Source organism: Prescottella soli (genome assembly GCF_040024445.1).
Classification (GTDB): domain Bacteria; phylum Actinomycetota; class Actinomycetes; order Mycobacteriales; family Mycobacteriaceae; genus Prescottella; species Prescottella soli.
Map to the genome: position 1 here is coordinate 5,360,837 of NZ_CP157276.1, position 13,889 is coordinate 5,374,725.

Here is a 13,889-nt window from a genome sequence, read left to right on the forward strand (position 1 = left end):
GCGGTCTCCCCATTTCAGGTAGGCGCTGGTCGTCGCTCGGCCCCGGATGGTGTCGTTCTGGAACTGGTAGATGGGGTGGCGGGGTGGGAGGTAGCCGACGAGTTCGAGAGTGTAGTGATCGGACAGCTGCCGTTGGCGTTGGTCGAGTTTCTTCGCGGGTGAAGCTGCTGTCCGCGCTGAGAAGGTATGTCCGGCCGAGTGATTCGAGCCGTTCGGGTGGGGCGAAGATGTTGATGCGGCGGTACACGAACATCGTGTAGAGGAGCCCGGCGACGAGCACCGTAACGACGGCGACGGCTCCGATTCGGATTGTGCGGCGCGGCGTCAGGGGCATGAGCCACGGTACAACGGCGATCTGACATGCGCGGACGTGTGTCCCGGCCGGGTGTGGCGGGTAGCTCGGGGCATTGGGAGGGGGACTGAATCTGCGCCGTGCCTGGACGGCATCCCAGCCTTCGGGCGTCCTCGTTTAACGCATCCGGATCGGAGGTATCCAAGGTCATGTCTGCACCGAACGGGAGGTCGGAGCATGCCCCGTGGACGCGCTCGAGGAAGAGGGTCGGCGATCTCTCGCCGCGATTTCGGCAGGTTGAGCCTCGGAGCCGGTCTGGCCGGAGCCGCGGTGTCAACGTTCGGGGTGCGGCCCCGCCCACCGGGGCCGACCCCGGCCGACGTGGGATTGGTGCTCTCTCACGAGCAGTTCCGCACCGGTGAATTGGTGCAGTTCGCGGTGGCGGCCGAGCGGGCCGGGTTCGGGTACGTGTGGGCGAGTGACCATCTGCAGCCGTGGCAGGACAACCAGGGACACTCGATGTCGCCGTGGCTGACCCTGGCCCTGGTCTGCGACCGCACCCACGACATCCGTGTCGGTTCGGGTGTCACGTGCCCGACCTACCGGTACCACCCGTCCGTCGTCGCGCAGGCGTTCGCGTCCCTGGAAATCCTCGCGCCCGGTAGGACGTTCCTCGGGGTGGGGACGGGTGAAGCGGTCAACGAACAAGCGGGCACGGGTGAGTACGGTTCTTACCGCGAGCGCCACGACCGGCTGATCGAAGCCATAGCACTGATCCGACGACTGTGGTCCGGTGAGCGGACGACCTTCGACGGCACGTATTTCCGGACCGACCAGCTCAAACTCTACGACCTGCCGGAACGGCCGCCGCCGATCCCGGTCGCGGCGGGAGGCCCGGTCAGCGCCCGCCTGGCCGGACGATACGGCGACGGGTGGATCACCCAGGCCGGGTCCGCACTGGATCCGGCGTTGCGGTCGGCCTTCGATGCGGGCGCACGAGCCGCCGGACGCGACCCGGCACTGCTGCCCATCTGGGCGGAGATGTTCACCGTGGTGGGCGATCAAGCGGAAGTCGACTACGGCGCGCAGCTGTGGCGGTTCACCGCGGCGGGCTCCGACCAGCCCAATCCGGTTGCGATCCAACAGTTTGCCGAGCAACATGCCACGCTGGCGGACGTCGAGCGCGCATGGGTGACCGGGCTCGACCCGGCAACGCACATCGCGGCGATCGATCGCCTCCACGACGCCGGCGTCGTTCCGTTCGTCCATTTCGCGCAGCGTCGTCCGGAAACTGCGATCGAGTTCTACGGCGCTCGGGTTCTGCCCTACCTGAAGCATCGGACGGTCGGCAGGTAGCCGGACCACGACGACGTCGGGTGGCGTTCCTGGTTGGCTTGCGTTAGAGGGCGGTGGCGGGTGCGGAGATGCGGGCAATGTTCGTGAAGAACCTGACCGGCGGCGGCCGGACGGGCTCGTGGGGCGTCGGCGGGACCGATCTCGCGTTTCCGGTGCGGTTGTCGGATGGGCGGTTCGGGTTCTTCTGCGGGGACACGTTCGAGTCGGAGTTCCCGGGTGGGCCTGGGTGGCGGAGCCCGGTGATGTTGCGTTCGACGACCACGAACCTCGATGCCGGGATCGTGTTCTCGTCGGCCGCCGGCGGCAGCTACGCGCAGGAGATCCTGCCGAACGCGCACGACACCCGCGAGCTGCCGAACCGGGAGTTGCCGGGCACCGAGTTCACCGTGATCCCTGGGGACGCGGTCACGATCGGCTCGCGCACCTATCTGTCGGTGATGAGCGTGCATTCGTGGTCCTCGCGGAACTGGTCGACGAACTTCACCTACCTCGCCTACTCCGACGACAACGGGGAGAACTGGAACCTGAGCCCGGCACGGTGGGACAACCAGTTCGGTGCACTGAATCAGATGTGGACGATGGAACGCTTCGGCGGCTACGTCTACGTCATCTCCACTGCGTTCGGCCGCAACAAGTCGGCCGGCATGATCCTGCGCCGGGTCCCGGAGCGGCGGATCCTCCACCCGGCCGCCTACGAAGGCTGGGGCTGGATGTCCGAGACCGGCTGGGGGTGGGGGAATTCCTCGACCCCGATCCTGCCCGGCCCGGTAGGGGAGATGTGCCTGCGCTACGTCCAGGGCACGTGGGTCCTCGCGTACTTCGACCCCGCCGCGTATGCGATCGTCACCCGCACCGCGGCGGCGGTCGGCGGGGTGTGGTCCGATCCGGTCGTCCAGGTCGAGGGCGGCGCCTGGGGTGCCGACGACGGCACCTATGCGCAGATCTACGGCGGCTACATCCACCCCGAGTCCACCTTGGACAACCTGCATTTGATCGTCTCCCAATGGAACACCGCCAGCGGTACGCCGTATCACGCGATGCAGTTCCGCACGACGATCGAACCCGCCGCCCCCGTCCTGGCCGTCCACGGCCCCATTGGCGCCCGCTACCGCGAGATCGGTGCAGAGACAGGGCCTCTCGGCCACGCCACGACGAACGAGTACGGCCTCGCCGGGGGCAGAGTCCAGGACTTCGAGCACGGTCGGATCTACCGGCTCCCCACTACCGGGGCAGTCCACGAGATGTGATTAGGTCCGCGCCCTCGTCCCGGTGTGCGGGTTTTCAGGGTGTTCCCTGATGTGTCGGACCGCTGTGGGCGGCGATGATCGAGCGAACGACCGCCGCAGAGTGGTGGCGGCGAAGCAGTGAGCCCGACCGATACGAGGGGACTCGAGTGGAGCGACGAGGACGAGCGGTGGCGGGGTCCGTGGCGGTCGTGGTGGGGACCCTGTCGGCGATCGGGCTGGGTGCGGCGGCGGTACTGGGGGCGGCGGCCGTCACGACAACACCCGGGGTGTTCCTCGTCGCCGGCCTGCTGACCGTGTTCATCCTGACGTTTGCGTTGGGCTGGGCCGGCTTCCGGGTCATGCGGGTTCGTCGTCCGATGCCGGCCGCGGGCGCGCTGGCGGTGGCGGCAGGGCTGCTGGTGTGGGTGGTGGCGAGCGCGACGATCTTGCGGCCCTTTCCGACGCAGGCGGTGACGGCGACCCCGAGCGACGTACAGTTCTGGAACCTGCCGACCGGCTCACGGATCGCGTATGTGCATGTGCCCGCGACGAATCCGGCAGAGCCGCGCGACACACCGGTGATCTTCCTTCACGGTGGCCCCGGCACGCCGGGCGAGGGAATCCCGAGCGGTGGCGCGGAACTGGCCGATGCGGGGTTCGCCGTGTACGCCTACGACCAGGTCGGTGCCGGACGATCGACCCGCCTCAGCGACGTTCGCGGATACACCGTCGAGCGGCAGGTGGAGGACCTCGAGGCCATCCGGGGGACGCTCGGGGCCGAGCGCCTCATCCTCGTCGGACGCTCCTGGGGAGGCTCGCTGGCCGCGCAGTATCTGGCGGCACATCCAGATCGGGTCGCCAAGGCGGTCTTCGTTGCACCCGGAGCGATCTGGGGCGGCGCCTACACGGAGGACGGCGTCGGCGAACCGTGGACCGAGATGAACGCCGAGCAGCAAGCTCGCTACGACGAGCTGACAGGTGCCCCGAGAGTGCTGGCGCAGGCACTGCTGATGTCGGTCGATCCGAACGCGGCGCACGCGCTTGTCCCCGACGCCGAGGCCGACTCGTGGATGCACGAGGTGGCACTGACCGGTCGTGACGGCACGTCGTGCGCCGGCGCGCCGAGCACGCCTCCACACGACAACCCGCAGGGCTTCTACGTCAACCAGCTGACGAACGCTGACTTCGCCCGGATACCGGACCCGCGGCCGACGCTTCGTGAGGTGCGGGTTCCGGCGCTCGTGATGGCCGCCCAGTGCGACTTCATCCGCTGGCCCGTCACACGCGAGTACCGCGATGTACTTCCCGAGTCGACGCTCGTGGACATCCAGGGCGCCGGCCACGCCGTTTCGGCGGATCAACCGGCCGTGTACGTCGACCTGCTGCGCCGCTTCCTCCTCGACCAGGATCTGGCACTGCCCGCTTACACCGCACAAGATCCGCCGCCGGGCCGGTGGGCGCGCTGACTCCGGGGTTCAGGGCCGGTCCAACCGCACCAGTAGCGCCACGGGCAGCCGGTCGAACACCTTCGACAGCGGCGCGGCTCCGGCGTAGAGCTCACCGGTGAGCCGGTCGAACCAGCTGCCGTTGGGGAGCGCCACACTCGAACTTTCCCAACCGCTTTCGTGGAGCCGGACGCTGTGGCGGGTGGCCAGTGCGATCACGTCGGAGGCCTCGCCGGCGGGGCCGCGGGCGAAACCCACGACGTGCTCGGCGGTGGGGCCCACACCGAACACCGGTCGGTAGTGTCCGCCGACGAAGCTCTCGGGCCGGTCGCGGCGAAGGCGGAGCGCGGCGCGGGTCACGTGCAGCTTCGTGGCACCCGAACCGTCGATCGGTGGCGTCTCGACCCCCGGTGTGTCCATCGACTTCAGCAGTGCGCGGCGCACCTCGTACTCGACGGGTCGACGGTTGTCCGGGTCGACCAGCGAGTCCTCCCACAGTTCGGTGCCCTGGTACACGTCCGGGATGCCCGGCGCGCACAGCTGCAGCAGCTTCTGCCCCAGCGCGTCCGACCAACCGTGCGGCGCGAGTTGCCGCGCGACCAGCCCGATGCTGCGGCCGACGGGGCCGTCGACGACATGGTCGATCCACGCGTGCAGCGCATGCTCGAAGTGTGCGTCGATCTCGGTCCAGGAGGTTCTGGTCCCGGATTCGCGGGCCGCCTTCTCGGCGAACCGGTGGAGTCGATCACGAAGGCCCGGGGAGGCCGAGGCGTCCGAGCCGTCGACCGGCCAGATGCCGAACATGTTCTGCCACAAGAACAGTCCGAGTACCCCGTCCGGGCTGGGGGTGGACATCTCCCAGTCGGCGACGCACCGGACCCACAGTTCCGGAACCTGGGAGAGCACGCCGATCCGGGCCCGGACGTCCTCGCCGCGCTTGGTGTCGTGGGTCGAGAGGGTCGTCATCGTCCGCGGCCACAGCCGGGCCCGGTCGGCCGCCCGCAGATGGAACTCGGCGACCGAAATGCCGAACCGCCCCGGATCGCCGCCCACCTCTTGCAGCGACACCAGCCGCGCCGTGCGGTAGAGCAGACAGTCCTCGACCGCCTTCGCGGTGACCGCTCCGCACACCTGCTGAAATCGCGTGTGCGACTCGCTCCCGGTCACCAGGGCGCCGGCGAGTGTGGTCAACGCGGACCTCCACTCCGGGTGCCGGTCGAGGATGTCGGCGATCAGGTGGGGGAGTGTGCTGGTCAGCGGGGCGTAGTCGATGCGGTACGCCGGGGCGGTCGCCAGCGCCTCCACCAGCGCGTCGCGCAGCACATCCGGGTTGCAGAAGGTGGGCGAATCCCGCAGGATCGCCCGGGCCAGTCGGCGTAGCTCCGGCGCCAGATCGGTGCGCGCGACGCGGCGGCGCAGCTCGATTCCGGTGTCGCGCAGCCACGTCGCGTCCCCCGGGGCTCCCGCGCGGCCGGCAAGCTCGGTGAGTACCGGCGCGCCGTCGGGGTCGAGGAAGACGCCACCGTACTCGGCGAGCGCGTCGTACCCGGTGGTGCCGTCGATCGGCAGCGTCGGATCCAGCGGTTCGTCCGGGGCGAGGATCTTCTCGGCCACCAGCCACCGGTCGGGCCCGATCACCTCCCGCAGGTTCCGGAAGTATCCGGAGGGATCACTCAGGCCGTCGGGGTGATCCACCCGGACACCGTCGACGAGTTCGTCGCGCACCCACGACGCGAACTGGTGGTGGGTGGTGTCGAAGACGCGGGCGTCCTCCTGGCGCAGTGCGACCAGGTCGTTGATCGCGAAGAACCGGCGATATCCGACGCTGCCGTCCCGCCAGCCCACGAGCCGATACGCCTGCCGATCGTGGACCTCGCGCGCTTCGCCCTCCTCCGTGCCCGGCGCGATCGGAAACCGCGCGTCGCCGACGGCGAGCAGCGGGGTCCCGTTGCTGCGATCGATCCGCAAACCGTCCAGATCGGACGCGTCCCCCAGGACGGGCAGCGCGATACGACCGTCCGAGCCGTTGTCCTCGCGCCAGTCGATGTCGAAGAACCGCGCGAACGGCGAACGGCGACCGTGCGTCAGGACGTCCCACCACCAACGGTTCTCGTGGGGGTGGGCGATGCCGAGGTGATTGGGGACGAGGTCCACGATCAGGCCCATGTTGCGCTCGCTCAGCTCGGCCGAGAGCGCGACCAGGGCTGCACGTCCACCGAGCGCGGCGGAGACCGTGGTGGGGTCGGTGACGTCGTAGCCGTGGGTGGATCCCGCCGTGGCGGTCAGTATCGGTGACAGGTACAGGTGGGAGACACCGAGTCGGTCCAGGTAGTCCGCGAGGCGGCGCGCGTCGTCGAGAGTGAACGAATCGCCCCGCAGCTGGAGCCGGTACGTCGCGGTGACCGGCCTCATGACGACCGATCCCGACGTAGCACCAGCAGGGATCGGGACGGCACGGTGAGCGTCTCGTCGGACTTGGCCACGAGATCCGTTGCGCCCGTGTCTGATGTGGTGTCCAGCTCGCCGATCCATCGCTCGTCGCGGTCGCCGCCCGGAACGGTGAACTCGAGGTCGCCGTCGTGCGCGTTGAAGAACAGCAGGAACGAGTCGTCCACCACCCGGCGGCCGCGGTTGTCCGGCTCGGGGATCGCGTCGCCGCCCAGGTAGACGACCAGTCCCTTGCCGAATCCGCTGTCCCAGTCCTCGGTCGTCATCTCCCGCCCGGACGGGGTGAGCCAGGCGATGTCGCGGCTGTGTTCGTCGCGGACCGGCCTGCCGGCGAAGAACCGGCGGCGCCGGAACACTGGGTGTGCCGCGCGCAGCGTCGTCGTGCGGCGGGTGAAGGCGAGCAGGTCGGCGTTCGACTCGGCCAGTGACCAGTCCATCCACGACAGCGGCGAATCCTGGCAGTAGACGTTGTTGTTGCCGTGTTGGCTCCGTCCCATCTCGTCGCCGTGCGCCAGCATCGGGGTGCCCTGGCTCAGCAGCAGCGTCGCGAGGATGTTCCGGCGCTGGCGGGCGCGGAGCGTGAGGATCGCCGGGTCGTCGGTGGCGCCTTCGACCCCGCAGTTCCACGACCGGTTGTGGCTTTCGCCGTCGCGGCCCTCCTCGCCGTTGGCCTCGTTGTGCTTCTCGTCGTACGACACCAGGTCGGCGAGCGTGAACCCGTCGTGGGCGGTGACGAAGTTGATGCTGGCGCCGGGGCGGCGTCCGGTCGCCTCGTACAGGTCCGACGAGCCGGTCAGGCGGGACGCGAATTCGCCCAGCGTCGCGGGTTGGCCGCGCCAGTAGTCGCGGACGGTGTCGCGGTACTTGCCGTTCCACTCGGTCCACAGGCCGGGGAAATTGCCCACCTGGTAGCCGCCCTCGCCGACGTCCCACGGCTCGGCGATCAGTTTCACCTGGCTGACCACCGGGTCCTGCTGCACCAGGTCGAAGAACGCGGAAAGCCGGTCCACGTCGTGCAATTCGCGTGCCAGCGTGGACGCCAGGTCGAATCGGAACCCGTCGACGTGCATCTCGGTGACCCAGTACCGCAGCGAATCCATGATGAGCTGCAGCGTGTGCGGGTGGCGGGCGTTCAGGCTGTTCCCGGTGCCCGTGTAGTCGGTGTAGAGCGCCGGATCGTCGTCGTCGAGTCGGTAGTAGGCGGCGTTGTCGATGCCCCGGAACAGGATGGTCGGACCGCGGTGATCGCCCTCGGCGGTGTGGTTGTAGACGACGTCGAGGATCACCTCGATCCCGGCCTCGTGGAACGCGCGGACCATCGCCTTGAACTCGGTGACCGCGCCGCTCGGCTTCTCCGCCGACGAGTACTCGGCGTGCGGGGCGAGGAAGCCGAAAGTGTTGTAGCCCCAGTAGTTCCGTAGCCCCCGATCGACCAGGATCTGGTCGTGCATGAACTGGTGCACCGGCATGAGTTCGACCGCGGTGACGCCCAGGGACCGCAGGTGGTCGATCACCTCGGGATGCGCCAGCCCGGCGTACGTTCCGCGCAATGCCTCCGGCACCCCGGGGTGCGTCGCGGTCATGCCCTTCACGTGTGCCTCGTAGATGAGGGTCTCGTGGTACGGGGTGCGCGGCGGCCGATCGGTACCCCAGTCGAAGTACGGGTTGATCACCACCGTCGTCATCGTGTGGCCGAGGGAGTCCTCGCCGTACGCGTAGAGCGGCGGATGGCTGGGGGCACCCCCTGCACGAAGTGCTTGGGGGACGAAGGTGCCGTCGAAGGCCTTCCCGTAGGGGTCGAGCAGGAGCTTGGACGGGTCGCAGCGCAGACCGGACGCCGGGTCGTGCGGTCCGTGCACCCGGAAGCCGTACCGCTGCCCGGGGCCGACCGAGGGCAGGTACGCGTGCCAGACGTATCCGTCCACCTCGTCCAGCGGGATCCGCGTCTCGGTGCCGTCCTTCGCGATCAGGCACAGCTCGACGGCGTCGGCCACCTCGGAGAACACGGAGAAGTTGGTGCCGCCGCCGTCGTAGGTGGCGCCCAGCGGGTACGGGCTGCCCGGCCACACCTCGACCCGTGAGGTCGGCGGCGGGTCCGTACGCTCCATGCGGAAACCCTAGCCCGAGCGAGGCCGCCGAGGTCGACGACGCGGTCGGTTGCAGCTGAGGGATCAGAGCTGCTCGGTAGGCAGGTCATCGTTGAAGAGGCCGGCGCGTTCGGCACGGTAGAGGATGTCTGCGCGATCGGTGGTCTGAAACTTCCGGTAGATGCTCTTCAGCCGGTACTTCACGGTGTCTTGTGAGATGAACAGCTCGCCTGCCGCATCCCTGATGGTCCGCCCGTTTCGAAGTGCTTTGAGGGTGCGTCTCTCCGTCTCCGTCAGCGGGGAAACCAGCGACACCCGCATCACTCCGGGCAGCCCGTCAATCTCATGGACAGCATTTACGGTGCCAGTTTCTCGCGCGTGGACCGCGAGTGCGCGGAGGCGGTCGAAGGGCACGGAGCCGAGCATGGTGCCCTGCCCGTAGAGGTGCATGTGGGTCATGGCCCGCTCGAACGCGGCCACCGCTTTGCCTTCCCAACCCGCGGCCCAGAACACCACAGCGAGAAGGACGAGCGCTTCACCACGGTAGCGGGGCGAGACCGGCCGCCCCAGTACCCGGTCGAGCCCGGCGATGGCGTCACCGGTCTGCCCGCGAGTGAGGGCGATCCGCGCGGATGTGACTTCCACGACGGGCAGGGTGATCGGAAGCTCTTGGAGCTGTCGCTCCGCACCGTGGACATCGCCCTGCGCGAGCCGCATGTTCGCGGCGTAGGCCGCGAGTTCTGTCCGCAAGTACGGTGTGGGCGGGAGGTCCATGTCCCGGGAGCGTGTGAGCCGTGCAAGTGCGTCGGCGTCTCCATAGTGTTTGCGCGCCGATGCGGCCGCGGCGATAACGAGCAGGGGCCAGAACTCGCAGCGACCCCAGCTCTCATCCCCGTCGAGCGGCGGCTGCGCGGGCGGGTTCGTGTCCGGGGTCTCGAACATGATGACCGCTCTCGCGAACTCGAGCTGCCACCCGATGAGTGCGGTGACGGATTGCCCGTCCGTCGCATGGTGCCGCCCGATGCGTTCGATTTCGTGGCGTGCCGCGTGGATGTTTCCCTCGACGGCGTGGAGGAAGGCCATGCCGGCGTGGGCGCAGAGTCGATCCCGGGCTTCTCCGGTCTGATCGCTGAATCGGATGGCCTCACTGAAGTTCCGCGACGCACCTGCGAGTTCGCCATTGAGCGTGTACGTCAACCCGATTCCCGAATGCATGAGGGACCGCGCCGTGCGCAAGGGTGAGGCCTCATCGCTGGGGGTCTCCGCGAGTTGGCGTTCCAACGCCTCGGCGTGGTTCAGCGCAGCCGCCGCGTTTCCGAGGACCCGTTCTGCAGTCATGTGCAGATACCGGGCCACGGGGGAGGTCTCGGTGTGGGCGTGGCCCGCCGGGCCGGCTGCGGTTCGGAAGACCTGCACCAGGCTGCGGAGTGAGAGCCGCGAGGTATCGGCGCGGTCATATCCGTGGAGCATCCGGGCCCCGGCGAGCAGCGGGAACCGGTCGGAGACATCGCGAGGCACTCCGGCAAGCACCGACGAGATGAGCGAAGGGTCCAGGACCAGGCGCGGGTGCGATTCCAGCAGTTGGTGGAGTTCGGTGTAGTCGCCGGCTTCACTGAACAGACGCGCGGCCGTGGCCGGATCCTTGCACGCCACCTCGCGTGCCCACGTCAGTTTCAGGCCGAAGATCTCTTCGTTGCCGAGTTCACGCTCCACCATCGCGTGAGCGGCGGTCTCCAACGCGGGATGCACCCGGTTCGAGCCGTCGGCCGGGTTGCGTAGCACGAGGCCCGCGTTTTCCAGCGCATGCAGCGCGGTGGCCGTCTCCTCCCGGGTCAGTCGAGACAGGCGTGTGAGCGTCGCGGCGGGCATGGGCGTGCCGCATCCGGCGAGGACGCAGAAGAGCCGACGTTCAGGATCCGTCCGGTCCAGCAGCAGCGTCTCGAGACTGCCGGTGAGGAACTCCTCCGCCCAGGAGGCAGCCGGCACTGCCGCGCGGTCGCCCGTGCAGGCCGCGGTGAGGGCGAGGGGCCACGATCGGACGAGTCTGCGGACCCCCTCGAGCCGGCCCGCGTCGATGTCCCGGGTCGCCGCAAGCGCCACGGTCTCCTCGCAGGTGAATGCGAGGTCTCCGGTGGTGAGGGACCAGGTTTCGTACCGGGCGGTGGTCAGCGGAGCATCCAGGGCTGTGAACCGGCGCCCGAGGACGACGAGCGAAAGCCGGGGTCCGCGGTCGAGGAGCTGGGCCAGGGCTTCGTCCGTCGCGCGGGAGGAGAGGTGGTGCCAGTCGTCGACCACCAGGTGTATCTGACCGGACAGGCTGCCCACGATGTGCAGCAGTGATCGATAGTGATCCAGATCGTGCCCGGGCTGGACGCCGGCGGCCTTGGCCAGCCGTGCGGCGGCGAGCCCCCAGAACCGGTGTAGGTCTCCGGTGGTCTCGCGCGCACTCACCCAAGCGACCGGCGAGTCCTGCACGCTCGCCCACTGCGCCGCGGCCAAGGATTTCCCGGCGCCCAACGGTCCCAGCAGGATGCGGAGCCGCGGATGCCGGGCTTCACCCTCGATCAGACGGATCACGCGGTCACGTACCAGCATCTGTACGCGATCCTCGGCACTCGCCCGAGACAGCCGTCGTCTCGCACTCTCACCCATGCCCGCACACTCTTGGTCTTGGTCGACGCCCACCTGGGTGCGGGTCGCCCGCAGGGCGTCGTTCTCGCGTTCCGGGCGGCGAAGGAGCTCCTTCCGCAGCGCGACCGACTCTTGCGCGGGGTTCACAGTCGTGCCGTCTTCACACTGCGTAACCACCCAGACGACGATCGGCGCGAGAATCCAGGATTCGACGCCACTGATCTGAACACCCCCTAGAGCGCTTCGGGACGCGGCGCCGTCCAGGTGCCGTCGAGCACGGAGGGGCGGGGGCGGTACAGCCGCAGCACGTAGTTCCAGCCCGGCATGATCGGCAGGGCGTTCGCGACACCGTCAAGGTGTACGCCGAAGCGGATGGTGGTGGCACCGTCGGCGTCGGGGGTGGCGGTGACGCTGTTGATGCTGTTCACACCCAGGGCGTTCTCCTCGAAGTAGCCGGCCGCGTTGTACAGCGACACCGACCAGAACGCGTCCACCGGAACGTCGTTCAGGCGGAGGCGGTATTCCTCGACCGGGAGGCGTTCGTCGAAGCTGACGTAGGTGGCCTCCTGTTCGGGGAGGCCACCCCAGCCGGAGGCGGTGCCCAGCAGGTGCATGATCGGATCGACTTCCGCCGCGGTGCCGAATGATCGGTCGTACTTGCTGACACCGCGAGCGAGCGCGAGGAGCGCGTCGCGGGTCTCCGTCTGCGACTGCTCGTCGTAGTCGGGCAGCGGGAAATCGCCTGCGCCGCCGCCGTCGATGCTGAGGGCGTCCTGCAGTCGGTTTACCTCGGCGACGTCTTCGGGGCTGTTCGGATCGACGAGGATGCGCACGATGAGTGCGGCGTAGTCGGTGCCGACCAGTTCGCGCGTGAGCAGGTGCTCTCCCGGATCGCGCAGGATGACCGGACCGTAGTGGTCCTGATTGATCACCCACACGGAGATGTAGCGCTTGCCGGTATCGGGCAGTGTGATCGTGACGCCGCCGCGCACGTCGATGATGGTGCTGCTGTACAGGGTGTCGCGGTTCTGGCGGATGATGGGCTGGTCGTCGAGCGGCTTGAGCTCACGCGTGTGGTTCCATGCGCCCAGGCCGACGCCCGCGGCCAAGCGGGCGAACATGAGATCGGTTTCGGCTCGGTTGAAGTTCAGGACGTTGACCGGGATTGCGGACACAGCGGGTTCCTTTCGGTGTCGGGTACGGAGCGAGAGCGGGTATCCCTCGCCCCGTCGGAGAAATTCAGCCGAGCAGTCGCGCTTTCGCGACTTCGAACTCGGTATCGCTCAGCAGGCCTTGCGATTTGAGATCGCCGAGTTTCTGCAGCTCGGTGACGAGATCGACCGGGGCAGCGGGAGCGGGCGCGTGCGTGGTCATCGCGAGTGCGGCCTGCTGCTGGGCCAGTTCGTACTGTGCCTGCTCGTATTCGGCCTGTGCCCTCCTCTGCCGGCGGGTGGCCATGCCGTCGCTGACGGCGGTCGCGGTACCGGTCACGACCGCGGTGCGCGCGGCAAGGCCCAGCAGTCCGGGTCGACCGGTTCTCGGGATGAACGGCATGTCAGACCTCCAGTTTCGGGGTGATCGTGTCCATGAGGGCGTTGACGATCGGGGCGGGAATCCGCTCGTAGCCCAGTAACACCGCGCCCGACTCGGCGGTCCGGGCGGCGAGCTCGCGCTGATAGACCAGCTCGAGCGCGACCAGCAGCGCCGCGGCGCCGGCGGGGATCGCCGCCGCGAGTTCGGTGATGTCTTCATGCCCGAGCAGCCCGGACGCGCCGAGCATCTCGACATTGATCTCGAATCCGTTCGGCAACTCCTCGACCTCGATGAGGGTGAGTTCGCCGTCCTCGGACTTGGAGATGACGATCAGATCGAGCAGCCGCACCTGGCCGGTATTTGCAAGGTCGGTGAGCGCGGAGACTGCGGCCGGGTCGAGCCCCTCCCCAGGCAGGCCGAGAAGATAGAAGTCGACAGGTCCGAAACGCGCGGCACTCACGACGTCGCCGCTCACGACAGGACCTTCAGCTTCAGTGCGGTGAACTCTTCCTCGTTGATCGCTCCGGCTTCGAGGAGTGCTGCGGCTGCGGCGATCTCCTCGCTGGGGCTCTTCCCTGCGACCTCGCGTATATACGATTCGGCAGCGCTCTCCGCGTCGCGTGCGGCCTTGTTGCTGCGTTCCGTCATCCCTTCGCCGCGGGCGACGACATAGACGAGTGCTGTGACGATGGGCAGGAAGAGCAGGAAGAACACCCAGATGGCCTTCCACCAACCGTTCAGCTTATGGTCGCGGAACAGGTCGCCGATGATCGCGAACAGCGCGAAGAGATATCCGATGAAGACGGTCGCCCACAGCATCCAGCCGAGGCTTTCCCAGAAGTTCATGTGTGTTGTCCGTTCTTGCAAGGGG

10 protein-coding genes are annotated in these 13,889 nt (G+C 68.3%); 3 read left to right on the forward strand and 7 right to left on the reverse strand.

Annotated elements, in window-relative coordinates:
* Positions 1–529: 529 nt before the first annotated feature.
* From ABI214_RS24950 to ABI214_RS24960, 3 genes are all read left to right on the forward strand, one after another.
* Positions 530–1,648 (forward strand): F420-dependent hydroxymycolic acid dehydrogenase, encoded by a 1,119-nt coding sequence (locus ABI214_RS24950; RefSeq protein WP_348605089.1) that lies wholly within the window; start codon positions 530–532, stop codon positions 1,646–1,648.
* Between the two features lie 77 nt (positions 1,649–1,725).
* Positions 1,726–2,895: a DUF4185 domain-containing protein gene (locus ABI214_RS24955; RefSeq protein ID WP_348605090.1), complete on the forward strand. Its 1,170-nt coding sequence runs from the start codon at positions 1,726–1,728 to the stop codon at positions 2,893–2,895.
* Positions 2,896–3,062: 167 nt separating this feature from the next.
* Entirely contained in the window at positions 3,063–4,340 is a 1,278-nt protein-coding gene (locus ABI214_RS24960) for an alpha/beta fold hydrolase (RefSeq protein WP_348605091.1), read from the forward strand.
* Between the two features lie 9 nt (positions 4,341–4,349).
* Here the strand turns inward: ABI214_RS24960 and treY are convergent, their stop codons facing one another.
* From treY to ABI214_RS24995, 7 genes are all read right to left on the reverse strand, one after another.
* Positions 4,350–6,731, reverse strand: coding sequence for a malto-oligosyltrehalose synthase (gene treY / locus ABI214_RS24965; protein ID WP_348605092.1), 2,382 nt, complete (start codon positions 6,729–6,731; stop codon positions 4,350–4,352).
* Complete coding sequence (glgX, locus tag ABI214_RS24970) at positions 6,728–8,875, reverse strand: glycogen debranching protein GlgX (RefSeq protein ID WP_348605093.1); 2,148 nt, start codon at positions 8,873–8,875, stop codon at positions 6,728–6,730. Before glgX ends, treY begins: the two co-directional genes overlap by 4 nt.
* Before the next feature lie 63 nt (positions 8,876–8,938).
* Positions 8,939–11,179 carry a LuxR C-terminal-related transcriptional regulator gene (locus tag ABI214_RS24975; protein WP_348605094.1) on the reverse strand — a complete coding sequence of 747 codons (2,241 nt, stop codon included), beginning with the start codon at positions 11,177–11,179 and terminating at the stop codon, positions 8,939–8,941.
* A 539-nt stretch (positions 11,180–11,718) separates the two neighbouring features.
* Entirely contained in the window at positions 11,719–12,660 is a 942-nt protein-coding gene (locus ABI214_RS24980; RefSeq protein WP_348605095.1) for a DUF1214 domain-containing protein, read from the reverse strand.
* A 64-nt stretch (positions 12,661–12,724) separates the two neighbouring features.
* Positions 12,725–13,039 carry an SHOCT domain-containing protein gene (locus ABI214_RS24985; protein WP_348605096.1) on the reverse strand — a complete coding sequence of 105 codons (315 nt, stop codon included), beginning with the start codon at positions 13,037–13,039 and terminating at the stop codon, positions 12,725–12,727.
* 1 nt (position 13,040) lies between these two features.
* Positions 13,041–13,493 (reverse strand): DUF6325 family protein, encoded by a 453-nt coding sequence (locus ABI214_RS24990; protein ID WP_348605097.1) that lies wholly within the window; start codon positions 13,491–13,493, stop codon positions 13,041–13,043.
* Entirely contained in the window at positions 13,490–13,864 is a 375-nt protein-coding gene (locus tag ABI214_RS24995; protein WP_348605098.1) for a hypothetical protein, read from the reverse strand. The genes ABI214_RS24990 and ABI214_RS24995 overlap by 4 nt, the downstream gene beginning before the upstream one ends.
* Between the last annotated feature and the right edge of the window lie 25 nt (positions 13,865–13,889).